16 protein-coding genes are annotated in these 15,473 nt (G+C 65.5%); 5 read left to right on the top strand and 11 right to left on the bottom strand.

Annotated elements, in window-relative coordinates; translation table 11 throughout:
• Nucleotides 1-69: 69 nt before the first annotated feature.
• Both gltX and CXY73_RS16735 read right to left on the bottom strand, forming a co-directional pair.
• On the bottom strand, nt 70-1,593 hold the full coding sequence (gene gltX / locus CXY73_RS16740; RefSeq protein WP_104178341.1) for a glutamate--tRNA ligase: 1,524 nt from the start codon (nt 1,591-1,593) through the stop codon (nt 70-72).
• Nucleotides 1,594-1,715: 122 nt separating this feature from the next.
• Nucleotides 1,716-2,705 (bottom strand): LysR family transcriptional regulator, encoded by a 990-nt coding sequence (locus CXY73_RS16735; RefSeq protein WP_104178418.1) that lies wholly within the window; start codon nt 2,703-2,705, stop codon nt 1,716-1,718.
• 82 nt (nt 2,706-2,787) lie between these two features.
• On the opposite strand from CXY73_RS16735, the gene CXY73_RS16730 reads away from it, so the two are divergent.
• Nucleotides 2,788-3,927 (top strand): aminotransferase class V-fold PLP-dependent enzyme, encoded by a 1,140-nt coding sequence (locus tag CXY73_RS16730; protein ID WP_104178340.1) that lies wholly within the window; start codon nt 2,788-2,790, stop codon nt 3,925-3,927.
• Between the two features lie 45 nt (nt 3,928-3,972).
• Here CXY73_RS16730 and CXY73_RS16725 read toward each other — a convergent pair whose 3' ends face one another.
• Both CXY73_RS16725 and CXY73_RS16720 read right to left on the bottom strand, forming a co-directional pair.
• Nucleotides 3,973-4,680, bottom strand: a complete 708-nt coding sequence (locus CXY73_RS16725) for a type 1 glutamine amidotransferase domain-containing protein (protein WP_104178339.1) — start codon at nt 4,678-4,680, stop codon at nt 3,973-3,975.
• Nucleotides 4,681-4,732: 52 nt separating this feature from the next.
• Nucleotides 4,733-5,770 carry an NADP-dependent oxidoreductase gene (locus tag CXY73_RS16720; protein ID WP_104178338.1) on the bottom strand — a complete coding sequence of 346 codons (1,038 nt, stop codon included), beginning with the start codon at nt 5,768-5,770 and terminating at the stop codon, nt 4,733-4,735.
• A 112-nt stretch (nt 5,771-5,882) separates the two neighbouring features.
• Here CXY73_RS16720 and CXY73_RS16715 point away from each other — a divergent pair, with 112 nt between their 5' ends.
• The gene (locus CXY73_RS16715; protein ID WP_104178337.1) at nt 5,883-6,488 is read left to right on the top strand and encodes a TetR/AcrR family transcriptional regulator; all 606 of its coding nucleotides are present in this window, start codon (nt 5,883-5,885) and stop codon (nt 6,486-6,488) included.
• A 15-nt stretch (nt 6,489-6,503) separates the two neighbouring features.
• Here CXY73_RS16715 and CXY73_RS16710 read toward each other — a convergent pair whose 3' ends face one another.
• Genes CXY73_RS16710 through CXY73_RS16700 form a run of 3 tightly spaced genes read right to left on the bottom strand, consistent with a single transcriptional unit; the run spans nt 6,504 to nt 9,430 of the window.
• Nucleotides 6,504-7,226 carry a fumarylacetoacetate hydrolase family protein gene (locus tag CXY73_RS16710; RefSeq protein ID WP_104178336.1) on the bottom strand — a complete coding sequence of 241 codons (723 nt, stop codon included), beginning with the start codon at nt 7,224-7,226 and terminating at the stop codon, nt 6,504-6,506.
• Between the two features lie 33 nt (nt 7,227-7,259).
• A complete protein-coding gene (locus tag CXY73_RS16705; RefSeq protein WP_104178335.1) occupies nt 7,260-8,363 on the bottom strand; it encodes a branched-chain amino acid aminotransferase in 1,104 nt (367 codons plus the stop codon).
• A complete protein-coding gene (locus CXY73_RS16700) occupies nt 8,360-9,430 on the bottom strand; it encodes a 3-isopropylmalate dehydrogenase (RefSeq protein ID WP_104137092.1) in 1,071 nt (356 codons plus the stop codon). The genes CXY73_RS16705 and CXY73_RS16700 overlap by 4 nt, the downstream gene beginning before the upstream one ends.
• Before the next feature lie 107 nt (nt 9,431-9,537).
• Between CXY73_RS16700 and CXY73_RS16695 the strand changes: the two genes are divergently transcribed.
• Nucleotides 9,538-9,792, top strand: coding sequence for a DUF6458 family protein (locus CXY73_RS16695; protein WP_369831257.1), 255 nt, complete (start codon nt 9,538-9,540; stop codon nt 9,790-9,792).
• A gap of 70 nt (nt 9,793-9,862) precedes the next feature.
• On the opposite strand, the gene CXY73_RS16690 is transcribed toward CXY73_RS16695, so the two are convergent.
• A complete protein-coding gene (locus CXY73_RS16690) occupies nt 9,863-11,368 on the bottom strand; it encodes an MFS transporter (protein ID WP_233198425.1) in 1,506 nt (501 codons plus the stop codon).
• 340 nt (nt 11,369-11,708) lie between these two features.
• Between CXY73_RS16690 and CXY73_RS23265 the strand changes: the two genes are divergently transcribed.
• Nucleotides 11,709-12,272: a TetR/AcrR family transcriptional regulator gene (locus tag CXY73_RS23265; protein ID WP_146071792.1), complete on the top strand. Its 564-nt coding sequence runs from the start codon at nt 11,709-11,711 to the stop codon at nt 12,270-12,272.
• A gap of 175 nt (nt 12,273-12,447) precedes the next feature.
• Here CXY73_RS23265 and serA read toward each other — a convergent pair whose 3' ends face one another.
• Nucleotides 12,448-14,040, bottom strand: coding sequence for a phosphoglycerate dehydrogenase (gene serA, locus CXY73_RS16680; protein WP_104178333.1), 1,593 nt, complete (start codon nt 14,038-14,040; stop codon nt 12,448-12,450).
• Nucleotides 14,041-14,126: 86 nt separating this feature from the next.
• Here serA and CXY73_RS16675 point away from each other — a divergent pair, with 86 nt between their 5' ends.
• Nucleotides 14,127-14,522 (top strand): DoxX family membrane protein, encoded by a 396-nt coding sequence (locus tag CXY73_RS16675; RefSeq protein ID WP_104178332.1) that lies wholly within the window; start codon nt 14,127-14,129, stop codon nt 14,520-14,522.
• Here the strand turns inward: CXY73_RS16675 and CXY73_RS16670 are convergent, their stop codons facing one another.
• Both CXY73_RS16670 and CXY73_RS22075 read right to left on the bottom strand, forming a co-directional pair.
• Nucleotides 14,523-14,897: a hypothetical protein gene (locus tag CXY73_RS16670; RefSeq protein ID WP_104178331.1), complete on the bottom strand. Its 375-nt coding sequence runs from the start codon at nt 14,895-14,897 to the stop codon at nt 14,523-14,525.
• A complete protein-coding gene (locus CXY73_RS22075) occupies nt 14,894-15,463 on the bottom strand; it encodes a DNA polymerase III subunit gamma/tau (protein WP_158254150.1) in 570 nt (189 codons plus the stop codon). The genes CXY73_RS16670 and CXY73_RS22075 overlap by 4 nt, the downstream gene beginning before the upstream one ends.
• Nucleotides 15,464-15,473 lie beyond the last annotated feature (10 nt).

Genomic DNA, 15,473 nt, shown 5'->3' with positions numbered 1-15,473 from the left:
GTAGCCTAGCCCACTCGGGCCGGAGAGGCCAAACCGAGGTGTACCCCGGCGAGTTTCTCCGGCGCGGGACTACTTGGAAGCGGTGACCACGAGTGCCCGATCGAGGCGATCCAGCGTTTCGGTCTGTCCAAGGATCTCCATCGATTCAAACAGCGGTGGCGAGATCTTGCGGCCCGACAGCGCTACGCGCAGCGGTCCGAAGGCCACGCGCGGCTTGAGTCCCAATCCTTCGACGAGCGTCTCGGCGAGCAGCGTGTGCACGCGGTCGGTGTTCCATTCCGCTGCGGGAATACTTTCCAGCGCGGTGCGAGCCGCGCCGAGGATGTCGGCGGCGTTCTGCGGGAGCGAGGCGAGGGCATCCGCTTCGAGAATCAGGTCGGCACTGGTCAGGAAGAGAAAGCCGAGCATTGTGGGCGCTTCGCCGAGCAGAGCGATACGCTCCTGGATCAGCGGCGCGCCCTGGGCGAGTAGGGCCAGGTCGGCCGCGCTCGGGGTCTCGCCGAGCACACCGGTGGTCACCAAGTAGGGAACCAAGCGGGCGGCGAAGTCATCCGCTTCGAGCCGGCGAATCTGGTCGCCGTTAATCGACTCGGCCTTCTTCAGATCGAATCGGGCCGGATTCGGGTTGACGTTGACGACGTCGAACGCGGCCGTGAACTCGTCGATCGAGAACACGTCGCGGTCGTGGGAAAGCGACCAACCGAGCAGGGCCAGGTAGTTGAGCAGGCCCTCTCGAATGAATCCGCGGTCGCGGTGCAGGAACAGGTTCGCATCGGCGTCGCGTTTGGAGAGCTTCTTGTTCTTGTCGCCCATAACGTAGGGCAGGTGGCCGAAGCGCGGCACGAAGGTGGTCACGCCGATGTCGATGAGTGCGTGGTATAACGCGATTTGGCGCGGGGTCGACGAGAGCAGGTCCTCGCCGCGCAGCACGTGGGTGACGCCCATGAGCGCGTCATCGACCGGGTTAACGAAGGGGTAGAGCGGATGCCCGTTGGGGCGCACGACCACAAAGTCGCTGAACGAACCGGCCGGGAAGGTGATCTCGCCGCGCACGAGGTCGTCGAAGGAGAGTTCAGTGTCTGGCACCCGCAGGCGCAGGGCCGGGGACCGGCCCTCGGCTCGGTAGGCGGCATTCTGCTCCGCGGTGAGGTCGCGTTCGAAGTTGTCGTAGCCCATTTTCGGATCGCGGCCGAGGCTCACGTTGCGGGCCTCGATCTCTTCCCCGGTGACGAAGCTCTCGTAGATGTGGCCGCTGGTCTTGAGCTGCTCGATCACGCCGCGGTAGATGTCGTAGCGCTCGGACTGGCGGTACGGCGCCTGGGGTCCGCTGACGTCGACGCCTTCGTCCCAGTCGAGTCCCAGCCAGCGCATGGCTTCGACGAGCTGCAGAAAGCTTTCTTCACTGTCGCGGGCGGCGTCGGTGTCTTCGATGCGGAAGATCATCTTGCCGCCGGTGTGCCGGGCATAGGCCCAGTTGAACATGGCGGTGCGGACGAGGCCGACGTGCGGCGTTCCGGTCGGCGACGGGCAGAACCGAACGCGAACGTCGGTTCCGGTGGCGGTAGAAAACGGGTGCGCAGTGGTATCAGACATTACTCATGATTCTAGTTGCGCAAGCCCCCCGGCCGTCTTTCCGGGCCCGGGCCCGGAAAATGGGCCATAATCCATCGTGGGCCAGGTTCCGTAAGGTGGGCCCGTGATCGGGTAGGCGCGGCCTATCGGACCCGAGCGATGGCAGCGAGCGCGCGCAGCGCGGCGGCCAGCGCCGGCACCCGCTCAGCACCGGCGCTCGTCACGGCGTGCAGGGTGCGATGGTCCCGCCCGGTCGTGGCACGAATGACAACACCCGCGCGGTTGCCGACCGACTCGATCGCGAGCGCCGGCAGCAACGCTACGCCGATGCCAGCCTCGACCAGTCCGAACACCGCGGCGACATTGTCGGTCTCGTAGGAGATGCGCGGGGCGAATCCACGACGATCACAGAGATCAAGCAGGTGGCCGCGGCAGCGCGGGCAGCCGGCCACCCAATTCTCGTCGTCGAGATCGCCCAGGTCCACTGCGCCGGGTGCAATGGCACTGCGATCAGTGGCACTGCGGTCGACGTCCCCGCGCGCAGCGCCGGCCAGCGGATGCCCGACCGGTAGCACCAGCATCATCTCGTCTCGCCGCAGGGTCGCCACCCGCAACCCCTGCGCACTCTTCCGGTGCGGATCCACCCGGTCCCCCGGGTAACTGAACGTGATGGCCAGGTCGGCGCTATTCTGGCGCACGGCGGCGACGGCCTCGGGCGGTTCGGCCTCGAGATAGGTAATGCTGATCTGGCCATGCTGGTCTTTCATGCGCGCCAAGAGACTGGGCACGAGGGTAGCGGATGCCGACGGGAACGCCACGAGACGCACCAGCCCGGAGCGCAGCCCCTGCAGCTCGGCGATCTCCCCCGCTGCAGCGTCGAGCGCGGTGGCAACGGTGACGGCGTGCCTGGCCAGCACGAGGCCGGCTTCGGTGAGGCGAACGCCTCGGCCGACCCGCTCGATCACGGCGAGGCCGAGCCGCTGCTCGAGCCGTTTGAGCTGCTGACTGACGGCCGGCTGGCTAAAGCCGAGGGCCACCGCGGCCGCCGTGATCGACCCCGTTTCGTGCACCGCCCGCACGATGCGCAGGGCCTGCGCGTCGAGATCGGGGCCCTGCGGAGGAAGCCGAATCATGATATCGATCATAACCAGGGCTTATGCGTTGCATCGAATACTAGTTATTGTCCTATGCATAACCCGTGGCCATACTGAAATTATGATCCCCGCACCGGTTTGCACCAGCACCAGCACCAGCACCAGCACCAACACCAGCACCAGCACCAACACAGCTGTCGCACGCACGAACACCGTCACCATCACCGAAGCGCGCGCACGCTTTACCGCCGGGCGCGGCTATCTCGCCGCCTGCACGCTCGGGCTGCCGACGATCGACACGATCGTCGCGGTGCGGGACGATATCGAGGTCTGGGCCCGCGGTGAGGCCTGTGCCGCCCGCTACGGCGAGGTGGTCGAGCGCGTGCGCACGGGCTACGCCGACCTGGTCGGGGTCACACCCGACCGGGTCGCAATCGGCTCGCAGACCTCGGTCATGGCGGGTATGGTCGCTGCGAGCATCCCCGATGGCGCCGAAGTTGTGCTCCCCCGCGGTGACTTCAGCTCGATGGTGTTTCCGTTTCTGGCTCAGGCGCATCGCGGCGTGACCGTGCGGCAGGTGGAACTGGCCGATCTGGCTGCAAGTCTGACAGTGAACACCTGGCTCGTGGCCTTCTCCCTCGTGCAGTCCGCCACCGGCACGCTCGCCGACAGCGCCGCCATCCAGGCTGCCGCGCAACGCACGGGCACCTTCACCCTGTGCGACACAACTCAGGCCACCGGGTGGATGCCGGTCGATGCGTCAGTGTTCGACGCCACAATCTGCCACAGCTACAAGTGGCTCGGCGCCCCGCGCGGCGTCACCTTCTTCACGGTCACCGACGCTTTCGCGGTGGAACTGTACCCGGTGAATGCCGGCTGGTATGCGGGGGAAGACCTGTGGGAATCCTGTTACGGTCCGGCTATGCTGCTCGCCCAAGACGCCCGCCGGTTCGACGTGTCGCCGGCCTGGCCAGCCTGGGTCGGTGCCGAACCGGCGATCGGCCTGTTCCGCAGCCTCGACCTGGCCGAGGTGGCCGCCCACAATACTGGCCTTGGCGATGCCCTGTGCGATGGACTCGACCTGCCCCGCCTCGGTCAGGCGATCATCAGTTGGCCGGACGCCGCTGGCCGCGACCTCGCACGACTCACCGCCGCCGGCCTCACCGCCTCAGGCCGGGCCGGCCGCGCACGCGTGGCCTTCCACCTCTACAACGACGAGGAGGACGTGGCGCTGGCCCTCGCCGCCCTGCGCCACCATTAAACCGCCTGCTGAGATCCCGGCGCCCACCCCATCCGATGACCGCCGTTAGTCTTGGTCGTTGACTGCCGCAATGATCGCCTCAGCCAGCGCGGTGGACGAGGCCGGATTCTGCCCGGTGTAGAGGTTGCGATCGATCTCCATGTGCGGGGAGAACGATTCGCCGGCGACGAAGTCGGCGCCCAACTCAACCAGCCGACTCTGCACCAGCCACGGCGCCTTCGGTGCCAAGCCCCCCAATACTTCCTCGGCGTCGGTGAAGCCGGTCATGCGATAGCCGGCGAAGGGCCAACTCTGGTCGGAGCGCCGGGCGGCGAGCAGTGCAGCCGGGGCGTGGCAGAGCACGCCGAGGATGCGACCGCTGTCGAGGGCCTCGGTGAGGATGCGGCCAGAGACGGCATCGACGGCGAGGTCTTCCATCGGGCCATGACCGCCCGGATAGAACACCACATCGTAGTCAGCGACATCGATATCATCGAGGCTGAGCGGCTCGTCGAGCTGACCGGAAATGGTCGTGATGTACTCGATGATCTCAGCCGCGCGGTCCTCTCCCCCGGCAGCGTCCGCGCGCAGGCTCACCGCATCAATAGTCGGGGCGACGCCGCCGGGCGTAACGATGCTGATCTGCCAGCCCGCCGCGGTGAACAGTCGATGCGGCTGGGCGAGTTCTTCAGCCCAATACCCGGTCGGGTGCAGGGTGCCGTCGGTGAGAGTCCAGTGGTTAGCGGCACTGACGACGAAAAGTACGTGGGTCATTTTTCTCCCTTATCGGTGAAGGCGATCGTAGAAGACTGTGGAATTGTTCGGCTCAGGGTGTCGGGGCGAAACCACCCGTACGCACAACCATCTTGCCGGTGTTCTCGCCGCGCATGAGGCCAAGGAATGCGTCGACACTGTTTTCGACGCCGTCAATGACGGTCTCGTCGAAAACGATCGCCCCTGCCGCCAGCCAGTCGGCCATCTCAGCGGAGAACGCCGGCAGATTGCTCCAGAAGTTGCCCACCGTGAAGCCGGTGAGGGTGAGGCCACGAGTGACGATATTGGACAGGTTGTTTGGGCCAGTCGGGACGTCCGTGCTGTTGTAGAGGGAGATCGCACCGCACATGGCCGCACGGCCGCCGTCGTTGAAGCGTGCCAATGCGGCCTCGAGATGCTCGCCTCCCACGTTGTCGAAATACACGTCGATGCCGTCGGGGGCGGCGGCGGCGGCGAGTTGATCCGTGATGGAACCGTCCTTGTAATTGAACGCGGCGTCGAAGCCATATTTTCCCGTGAGCAGGGCCACCTTTTCCGCCGATCCAGCCGAGCCGATGACGCGCGTGGCCCCCTTGAGCCGAGCGATTTGCCCAACCATGCTGCCGACCGCGCCGGCGGCTCCGGAGACGAATACCGTGTCGCCCTCTTTGAGCTTGGCGACTTCGAGCAGGCCGACGTACGCCGTGAAGGCGGTCATGCCGAGAACGCCGAGGTAAGCCGAGAATGGAACATCCGAAAGAGCGGCGACAACACGAAACCCGCTAGCATCCTCCTGTACCAGGTCGCGCCAGCCGTACTGATGGGTCACCATATCACCGACGGCGAATGCGTCGCTGGCGGACGCGACGACCCTTCCCACAGCCCCACCCGTCATGGTCTCGCCGAGCACGAACGGCGGTATGTAGCTTTTCACGTCGTTCATCCGGCCACGCATGTACGGGTCAACGGAGATGAATTCATTGGCGACGCGCACCTGCCCGGGCGCGACATCGGGCAGGTCGACGGTCACGATGCGAAAGTCCGCCGCTGTGGGCCACCCGACGGGATGGCTCACCAACTGAATCTGGGTACTGACGGTGGACGCGGCCATAACGGACCCCTCTGTTAGTTTTAGAACGATTGTTTCACAATATAATGGACAGATCGGTCCACAAAATTGACAGACCATCACAGCACGGCCGACAGAGCATCAAGGAGCGGACATGGGGCGCCTGCAGACCTTCGACGAGAGTGTCGTCGTGCAGTCTGCACGCGACTTATTCTGGGCCAAGGGTTACGAGGGCGCCTCCCTGGCCGACCTCGAGACGGCGACCGGTCTGGGCCGATCCAGCCTGTACCACGCCTTTGGGAGCAAACGCGGGCTCTTCGACGCCGCGGTCTCCGATTATATGCAGACGGTCATCCGGCCCCGATTGGCCGGGTTGCGCGTTGGAGCAACGGATGCTTCGGCCCTACTCGCCTACTATGACGGCCTCACCGTAGCGACGGCCGGACTGCCGAACGGGTCGCCCCGCACCGGCTGCCTGCTGGTCAATTGCGCGGCCGGCCTTGCCGCGCATGATGACGCCGCTCGTGCTGTCGTGGACGGCTACCGTGCCGAGCTGTCCGATGCCCTACGAGACGCCCTCGTCCACGCGTCGTCGGGCGCAGGCACCGACCCCAATCAATTTGATGACCGCGTGCGCACGCTGGCGTCCCTGTCGATGAGCGCGATGCTCGTAGCACGGGTCAATCGAATCGAGGCCATCGCGCTGCTCAATGCGGCGTCGAACCTGATCAGAGTCTGGTTGCCCGACGGCTGCGGCTGATCCGGAGCCCGCGACTCAGGCCAAGCGCACCACCGGGTTCACAAGCGTGCCGATGCCGGCGATCGACATCGTGACCGAGTCCCCGTCGACGATGGCCGCTGGCGTGTCCAGGGGGCCGGCCAGGATCACGTCGCCGGGCAGCAGGGTGAACACGCTCGAGGCAAAGGCCACGAGCGCGGCAACGTCGTCTTCGGTAGTGCGGTCGTCGTCGCCGAGGTCGAGCGCCTGAAATTCCTCACCGTTGATGAGTCCGAGCAGTGGCGTGGCCGCCTCGTCGAACTCGGTCTCGATGATCGGGCCGAGCGGCAGGAACGTGTCGAAGGCACCGGCGTGGGTTGCCGAACCGAGGTCGGCCGCGGTGACGACCGTCGCGACGGTGTAGCCGAAGACGCGACCCGCGGCATCCGCTGGGGAAACGTTCTTGGCGATTTTGCCGATGATGATGGCGAGCTGGCCGTCAACCGCGACCCGCTTTGACGCGGTCGGCAGCACGATGGCGTCGCCAGGGCCGACGACGGCGGTGTTCGGCCGCAGCACGAACACCTCGTCCGAGACCATAGCGACGATCTTCGAGCGCGGAATCACCGGAGCGAGCAGCTTCACGTCGGCCAGGGCGATCCGGTCGCCGGTCGTGTCGAATCCGGCGAACATCGGGTCGCTGCTGAGCACGACCAGTTCGTCGTCGTCAACGATGCCGAACGCGATAGCGCCCTGGTAGCTGTAGCGTGCGATCTTCACGTGTCTCATTCCCGCCCACAAAGGGCAAAAGGCTCAGCTTAGCCGGGTGAGCCAGCCGTGACGGTCGGGCAGGCGCCCATACTGAATGTCGGTCAGTTCCTGGCGCAGCGACAGGGTGACCTCGCCAGCCGGGGCATCCGCTTCGCCGATCGTGAAGTCGCGCGCTTTGAGCTGGCCAATCGGGGTGACCACGGCGGCGGTTCCGCAGGCGAAGACCTCGGTGATGGCACCGGATGCGACGCCATCACGCCACTCCGCCAACGTCACCTCGCGCTCTTCCACGGTCATACCGCGGTCGCGAGCAAGCTGCAGGATGCTGTCGCGGGTGACGCCCTCCAGGATGGATCCAGTCAGGCGCGGTGTGACGAGCGTGTCGGTGCCGTACACGAAGAACACGTTCATGCCACCGAGCTCGTCGATGTGGCTGCCGGTCTCGCCGTCGAGGAACAGTACCTGAGCACAGCCGTTTTCGTGGGCTTCCATCTGGGGCAGCAGCGACGCGGCGTAGTTTCCACCACACTTGGCGGCGCCGGTGCCGCCGCGGCCCGCACGGGAGTACTCGGTCGACAGCCAGATCTTCACCGGGGCGACACCGTCGGCGAAGTACGCGCCAGCCGGGCTGGCGATGACGTAGAAGCTCACCTGGTGGGCGGCGCGCACCCCGAGAAAACTCTCGTTGGCGATCATGAACGGGCGCAGGTACAGACTGGTCTCCGGAGCGGACGGTACCCAGTCACCATCGATCGCAATCATCTGCCTGATCGACTCGATGAAGTCATCGACCGGCAGCTCGGGCAAGGCCAGGCGGTGCGCGGAGCGCTGCAGACGCTGGGCGTTCTTCTCGGGCCGGAAGGTCCAGATCGAGTTGTCGGCGTGCCGGTAGGCCTTGAGGCCCTCGAAGATCTCTTGGCCGTAGTGCAGCACCGATGAGGCGGGGTCGAGCAACAGCGGTCCGTAGGACGTGACGCGCGCATCGTGCCAGCCGGCGTCGACCGACCAGTCGATGGTGACCATGTGGTCGGTGAAGTGTTTGCCGAAGCCTGGGTCGGCCAGAATTTCGGAGCGTTCGGCTTCGGCTCGGGCCTCGGTCGACGCGGTGACGGCGAAGTTCAGGGGAAACGTTGTGGTCTTGCTCATTTGAGTACCTTCTCTGTTAAAAGCGTCACGATGGCGTCTCCCACCTCAACCGTGCTGCGTCGCACCGTTGCGGTGCGACGCGCCAGGTCGTCGGCGACCGCTTCGTTGACGCGAGCTGCGGCATCCGCCAGCCCGAGATGATCAAGCAGCAGTGCGACCGAGAGGATGGCCGCGGTCGGGTCAGCGAGTTGCTGGCCGGCGATATCGGGGGCCGAGCCGTGCACCGGCTCGAACATGCTGGGAAAGCGGCCCGTCGGGTTGATATTGCCGGAGGCTGCCAGGCCGATGCCGCCGCTGATCGCCGCTGCCAGGTCAGTGAGAATATCGCCAAAAAGGTTGTCGGTGACGAGTACATCGAATCTACTCGGATTCGTGACGAAGAAAATGGTCGCCGCGTCGACGTGCAGGTAATCCACCGCGACCTGGGGGTACTCAGCGGCCACCTCGTTCACGATGCGCTGCCACAGACTGCCGGCGAAGACGAGCACGTTGGTCTTGTGCACCAGGGTGAGGCGTTTGCGCTCACGCCCCTGGGCCACCTCAAAGGCGTAACGCACGACCCGTTCCACGCCGTAGGCGGTGTTGACCGAGACCTCGTTGGCGACCTCCTGCGCGGTGCCACGACGGATAGTACCGCCGTTGCCGACATATGGGCCCTCGGTTCCTTCGCGCACGACGACGAAGTCGACCACGCCGGGGGCGGCTAGCGGGCTCTTCACACCGGGGTAGATCGTGCAGGGCCGCAGGTTCACATAGTGGTCGAGGGCGAAGCGCAGACCGAGCAACAGCCCGCGCTCAATGTTGGCGTCTTTCAGCCGAGGGTCGCCGGGAACGCCGCCAACGGCACCGAGCAAAATGGCATCGTGCTGCTGAATTGATGCGAGGTCGGCGTCGGTGAGCACGTCGCCGGTTTCAAGGAATCGGGCGGCGCCGAGCTGAAACATGTTCGTCTCGATCGTGACGTCGTCACGGGCGGTGACGACGCCGAGCACCTTCACCGCCTCAGCGACGACTTCCGGTCCAATCCCGTCTCCGGGAATGACAGCGAGTTTGATAATACGAGACATGCGGCTCCGAACAGTCAACGAACACCTGTATTGCGTATAGTCAAACCTTACCTTTCTCACCGAAGTGCCTAGGCTGGGTGCACGGCACTACCAACGGAGAGCGGGAAATGATGAGTATCGGACTAGGAATTTTTCTGTTGGTCGTCGGCGCCATTCTGGTGTGGGCTCTCGACATCACCATCACCGGAGTTGACCTGCAGCTCGTGGGCTACATTCTGCTCGCGGCCGGAGCGCTCGTGACGATCCTCGGCATCGTGCTGATGACGCGGCGTCGCAACAGCGTGAGCACAACCCGCACGATCGCCGACCCGGCGAACGGCGAGCAGGTCACCCGCCGCGAGAACTCGATCGACGACCTGTAGCCGCCTAACAGCTCGCGAGAGCGGGCAGGCGGTTGCTTCAGGTAACCGTTTACCCGTCCTCACGGAGTTTTTAGCGGGCTCGGCGCAGCGCGACCAGGGCCACAACGGCTGAGGCCAGCACGAGGGCGACGCCGATCCACGCACTCAGTCCCACGCCGCTGTCGAAGGCGTGCCTGGCCGACTCGAGCAGTTGTGCGGCCGTGTCGGCCGGCAGCTGACCGGCTACCGCGACCGCGCCGCCGAGGGTCTCCCCCGCAGCCAGCCGCTCGGTCGCTGACAATCCGTCGGGCAGTAGCACCGCCGCGCGGTACGAGACGGTAAGAATGGTGCCGAGTACCGCCGTTCCCAGTACCGCTCCCAGTTCGTAGGCCGTTTCGGACACAGCGGATGCCGCCCCTGCCTTATCGGCCGGCGCAGTCGCCACGATCAGCTCGTTGGACACGGTCTCGGCCGCGCCGATACCGATTCCAAGCAACACGAACGCCACCATGATGTCCGCCGCATTGATCTCGCCTCCGCGCAGGGCGATCGCCGCAAAACCCGCCGCCGAGAACAGCAGTGCTATCGGCACGACGCGAGACGGGCGAACCCGGCGGGCAATCGGTACAATGACCAGTCCGGCCACGATCATCGCGGCAAGGCCGGGCACGAGCACGAGTCCGGCCAGCAGCGGCGAGAGTCCGAGCACAAGCTGCAGGTGCTGCGAGACGAAGAACAGGCAGCCGACGAGCGCGGTGACGCTCAGCAGGTTGACGCCGACGGCTCCGCTGAACGAGCCGCGCCGAAACAGGCTCATATCGAGCATGGGGTTCGGCAGCCTCAACTGCCGCCGCACGAACAGCACGCCGAGGGCGAGGCCGAGCACGACCGGCGCAAGGGTGACGACGCTCGGCCCGTTCTGGGCAATGGTTTTGATGCCGTAGACGATCGGCAGCATGGTGGCGAGTGAGAGCACGATGCTCGGCAGGTCGATCCGCCCCGGATTCGGGTCGCGGGATTCGGTCACGAGCAACGGTGCCAGCAAAAGTAGTGGCAGCAGCAGCGGAACGGCAAGCAGAAACACCGAGCCCCAGGCGAAATGCTCAAGCAGAATACCGCCAACGACCGGGCCGAGCGCGCTGCCGGCCGCGAATCCGGTGGCCCAGATCGCGATGGCCAGGCGCCGCTGGTCACGATCGACGAAGGTCGAACGCAGCAGCGACAGGGTCGAGGGCATGAGCATGGCGCCGAAAAAGCCGAGCACAGCCCGGGACGCGATCAGCCATTCAATGGTCGGTGAGAAAGCCGCCACCACCGAGACCGCGCCGAAGCCGGCCGACCCGATCAGCAGCAGGCGCCGACGCCCGATGCGGTCGCCGAGGCTGCCCATGGCCACGAGCAGGCCGGCGAGCACGAGCGGGTAGATGTCGACCATCCAGAGCAGCTGCACACCGGTCGGCCGGGTTGCCTCCGAGATGGCGGGCAGCGCAAAGTTGAGTACGGTGTTGTCGATCGACACCAGCAGTACCGGAAGCATCAGCACCGCGAGCGCCCACCAGCGTCGGCGGTCGTGCACGATTGTCAGAGCGGATGCCACGCCGCCCGCCTTCGGGGTCGGCCGCGGCTCGTCGGCGCGGGCGCGCCGGGCCAGTGTGCCAATGGAACTAGCGGTGGCGGGGGAAGTGAAACGGGCAGACACGATCTCAATCGCTTTCTCAAGAATTTTTCCGGCCACGCGCCCTGTGCTGACAGAGTGGTGGAAACCTAGATTAACTATACCGGCTGGACGGTACAGTTGACCAGTGGCCAGGCCGATGCCCCGACCCGGCCGCCCACCCACGATGCATCGACGGCACTGGCCCGTGCGGCCGCTCTACATCGCCTTGCCAAGCGGCGCGGTCCACGACGGTCGCAGGCATTTGGGTACCATGGCCCCTATGCTGAGAAATCCCGCCGCGCCATCCGGTTCTACCCGGGATCGACTGCTCGACGCCTTCGAGGAGTTGCTGGTCGAGGGCGGAGAGCGCTCCGCGACGCTGGACGCCGTCGCGGCCGCCGCTGCGGTCTCCAAGGGCGGACTGCTCTATCACTTCAGCTCGAAAGGCGCCCTGATCGAGGGCATGCTGGCCCGTCTTGATGCGCTCGCGAATGAGGATGCCGATAATATTCGCGCGGCCCCGGCTGGCCCGGTCGACTATCTCATTCGCACCTCGGTGCACACCGGCAGCCCGCTCGACCGCGCCTACATCGCCGGCTCCCGCCTCGCGCAGGGACGCGATCCGCGGGCCATGCAGGTGCTCGGCGATATTCGGTGTCGCTGGCTCTCGGTCATCGAAGACGCTGTCCACGACCCGGATACCGCCGAGGCGATCATGCTCATCAGCGACGGACTTTACGTCAACAGTTCTCTGGCCGAACACGAACTTGCCCCGCAGGAGCACACCGACGAGTCGATGAGCCGGCTGATCACTCTGATCGGCCGGCTCCTGCCGCACACCTGAAACCGATACCCGGCTGCCCACGCCGCATGGGGTCGCAAATCGTACTAAAACCGTCTTCATACGGGCCATTTGTGACCCCTCAGGCGCACTACTCATGGATTCGCCGTCTTTAAAGAACGGATGCGAGTAGGCGCCAGCTCTGGCAGGCACCCACTCGCATCCGTTCTGAAGAAACCTAGTCGGTGAGGACGATCTCCACCATGATCTCGGCTTCGATGGTAGCGCGCACCGAGGCCAGCAGCCCTGCCGGAACCTCGGAATCGACGGTCAGAACGCTGAGAGCCTTGCCGCCAGCCTCGTGGCGGGCGATCTGCATGCCGGCGATGTTGATGTTGGCGTCACCGAATTCGCGGCCGTAGACGGCGACGATTCCGGGTCGGTCGGTGTAGAGCATGACAATGAGGTTTTTGGCGAACGGAACCTCAACGTCGTAGCCGTTGATCTGCACGATCTTCTCGATCTGCTTGGTCCCCGTGAGGGTCCCGGCTACTGTGACCTGTGAGCCGTCGGCGAGGGCGCCGCGCAGGGTGATCACGTTGCGATACTCGGGCGACTCGGCGTCGCTGAGCATGCGCACGGTGACACCGCGCTGCTCGGCGAGCAGCGGTGCGTTGACGTAGGAGACGGTTTCGCTGACCACGTTGGTGAAGATGCCCTTGAGCGCGGCGAGCTTGAGAACGCTGACGTCGTACGCGACCAGTTCCCCGCGCACCTCGATGTCGACGTTCGTGAGCGGGCTGTGGGCGGCGAGGCCGGAGAAGACCTGACCGAGCTTTTCGACCAGCGGAATTCCGGGGCGCACGTAGGGGTCGATGACTCCACCGGCGACGTTGACCGCGTCGGGCACGAGCTCGCCCGACAGAGCGAGGCGCACGGACTTGGCGACGGAGACGCCGGCTTTTTCCTGCGCCTCGTCGGTCGACGCACCGAGGTGCGGCGTGGTGATGATGTTGTCCAGGCCGAGCAGCGGCGAGCCGGTCGGCGGTTCGCTGACGAACACATCGAGGCCGGCGCCGGCAATGGTGCCGGCGACGAGGGCTTCGTGCAGTGCGTCTTCGTCGATGAGTCCGCCGCGGGCGACATTGACGACGAACGCGGTCGGCTTCATCAGCTTGAGCTGGGCTGCACCGATCATTCCGGTGGTCTCGGGCGTCTTCGGCATGTGGATTGTGACGAAATCAGACTGTGCGAGCAGTTCATCGAGGGTGACCGGGGTCACGCCGAGCTGCTGGGCGCGCGCCGAGGTGACGTAGGGGTCGTAGGCGATGACATTGGTGCCGAAGGCCTGCATGCGAGCGGTGATGAGGGCGCCGATGCGGCCGAGACCGATGATGCCGATGGTCTTTTCGTACAGCTCGGTGCCGGTGTACTTGGAACGCTTCCACGCTCCATCGGCGAGAGCGCCGGAGGCTGCTGGGATGTGACGGGCGAGGCTCAGGATGTGCCCGACGGTCAGCTCAGCGGCCGAGATGATATTGGAGGTGGGAGCGTTGACGACCATGACGCCGGCGGCGGTGGCGGCCTTGATGTCAACGTTGTCGAGACCGACACCCGCACGGGCGATGACCTTCAGGAACGGAGCGGCCTGAATCGCTTCGGCATCCATTTTGGTGGCAGAGCGTACCAGAACGGCATGTGCTGTGGCAAGCTCGGCGAACAGCGCGGAACGATCCGTGCCGTCTACCTGGCGAATGTCAAAGTCGGGCCCGAGAGCCTCGACGGTGGCGGGGGAGAGTTCTTCGGCGATCAGGACGACGGGCTTCGACAATAAAATCGGATCCTTAGATTGCAGGTCTTGGCGGCGCGACAAGGGGCGCCACTCTTTTTCCACCCTACCGGCTGCACAATAGAGCCATGAGCAGCGACGTAATAGACGGACTCCGGCTGGCCCTTCGGGTGATTCTCGCGGTGGTCTTCATCGGCGCCGGGATCACCCATTTTCTGCCCACGGTCCAGCGCACGATGGCGGCAATGATTCCACCGCGACTGCGCACGGCGGGCTGGGCCAACCCGACCAACCTCGTGCTGCTTACCGGGGTGTGCGAGTTGGCTGGCGGCTTCGGGTTGCTGTATCCCCCGACCATGCTGCTGGCCGCTGGGGCCCTCGTGCTGTTTCTGGCGGCGGTGTTTCCGGCTAACGCCTATGCCGCGCGGCACAAGAACCGGTTCGGGCGGATCGCGATTCCGTTCGTTCCCCGGCTCATCGCCCAACTGGTGCTGATGGCTCTGATCGTGGTCGCGGTGATCTAGTCAGATGATTAGCCGGCCGAGGCCGAACATCGTGGCGATATCGAGCGACAGGGCGGCAACCGTACAAAGCCCGACGAGCAGGGTCAGCGCCTGCGCTCCGAAGGCTCGGTTTCGGCCGAGCCAATAGGCCAGGGCATAAACCAGCACCGGCAGGAGTACCGCAAAGATCAGCACGGCCCAGCCGAAGCCGCTCAGCTGGGTGTCGAGGGACTGCGCCTGCAGGTTCAGACCGACCAGGTTGCCGATGGCTTCCCAGACGTCGTAGGCGTAGAACAGCCCGATGAACAGCGCGATGGTCAGCAGAGTCCAGCGCGGCGAGCGGCGACCGTGCACGGTGTTCGTACCATCGGTGCCGGTGAATTCGATGTCGCTCATGAGGGGACCCCCGATCCGAGCAGGAAGGGCACGGGAATCAACACGACCGCGCCGATCAGCAACCAGACCCAGCGTGCGCGCGGCCGGCTCAGGGTGAGCCAGAAGGTCGCCCCAAACCAGATCACGGGTGCCGCCACGGCCAGCCAGCCGCCGAGGGAGGTCATGAAATCAGCGACGGGATCACTCGAAGTGAGAACCGTCGAACGTGCGAGGCGGGACACGCCAATGAACCAGCCGATCGAGTAGAGCAGGTACATTCCGGCGAGGATGCCCAAGCCGACCAGGGCGGCCGAGCTCGCGACCGCGCCGGCCGGTTCGGTACTGGCGGCGTCCGTCGCGTCGGCATCCGCTGCAGTGTCGATATCCGTGTCGCTGTCGGTGCCGCTGTCGCTGTCGCTGGCGCTGGCGCTGGCGCTGGCGCTGGGGGTAGCATCCGCTATCGGGGTGGTCCACCCCTCCGGCAAACTGGCCGCCTCGGGCGCGGCCTGACCGGTTCCCCCGGGAGCCAACGTCGGGTCGTCGTCACCGGCCCAATTCAGAGCATCGTCGTCGCGTGTGGCATTCATTTTTCCAGAG

The sequence above is a fragment of the Cryobacterium sp. Y50 genome, assembly GCF_002929805.1.
Classification (GTDB): Bacteria; Actinomycetota; Actinomycetes; order Actinomycetales; family Microbacteriaceae; genus Cryobacterium.
The sequence above is the reverse complement of the archived record's forward strand: the minus strand, read 5'-3'. Positions and strand labels throughout refer to the sequence as shown.

What these genes read in the sequence shown, in the direction of transcription:
- CXY73_RS16695 (WP_369831257.1), top strand. Translation starts at nt 9,538, where the DNA reads ATGATGAGTATCGGACTAGGAATTTTTCTGTTGGTCGTCGGCGCCATT.
- CXY73_RS16735 (WP_104178418.1), bottom strand. Translation starts at nt 2,705, where the DNA reads ATGATTCGGCTTCCTCCGCAGGGCCCCGATCTCGACGCGCAGGCCCTG.
- CXY73_RS16675 (WP_104178332.1), top strand. Translation starts at nt 14,127, where the DNA reads ATGAGCAGCGACGTAATAGACGGACTCCGGCTGGCCCTTCGGGTGATT.
- CXY73_RS22075 (WP_158254150.1), bottom strand. Translation starts at nt 15,463, where the DNA reads ATGAATGCCACACGCGACGACGATGCTCTGAATTGGGCCGGTGACGAC.
- gltX (WP_104178341.1), bottom strand. Translation starts at nt 1,593, where the DNA reads ATGTCTGATACCACTGCGCACCCGTTTTCTACCGCCACCGGAACCGAC.
- CXY73_RS16730 (WP_104178340.1), top strand. Translation starts at nt 2,788, where the DNA reads ATGATCCCCGCACCGGTTTGCACCAGCACCAGCACCAGCACCAGCACC.
- CXY73_RS16700 (WP_104137092.1), bottom strand. Translation starts at nt 9,430, where the DNA reads ATGTCTCGTATTATCAAACTCGCTGTCATTCCCGGAGACGGGATTGGA.
- CXY73_RS16715 (WP_104178337.1), top strand. Translation starts at nt 5,883, where the DNA reads ATGGGGCGCCTGCAGACCTTCGACGAGAGTGTCGTCGTGCAGTCTGCA.
- CXY73_RS23265 (WP_146071792.1), top strand. Translation starts at nt 11,709, where the DNA reads ATGCTGAGAAATCCCGCCGCGCCATCCGGTTCTACCCGGGATCGACTG.
- CXY73_RS16725 (WP_104178339.1), bottom strand. Translation starts at nt 4,680, where the DNA reads ATGACCCACGTACTTTTCGTCGTCAGTGCCGCTAACCACTGGACTCTC.
- CXY73_RS16705 (WP_104178335.1), bottom strand. Translation starts at nt 8,363, where the DNA reads ATGAGCAAGACCACAACGTTTCCCCTGAACTTCGCCGTCACCGCGTCG.
- CXY73_RS16670 (WP_104178331.1), bottom strand. Translation starts at nt 14,897, where the DNA reads ATGAGCGACATCGAATTCACCGGCACCGATGGTACGAACACCGTGCAC.
- CXY73_RS16720 (WP_104178338.1), bottom strand. Translation starts at nt 5,770, where the DNA reads ATGGCCGCGTCCACCGTCAGTACCCAGATTCAGTTGGTGAGCCATCCC.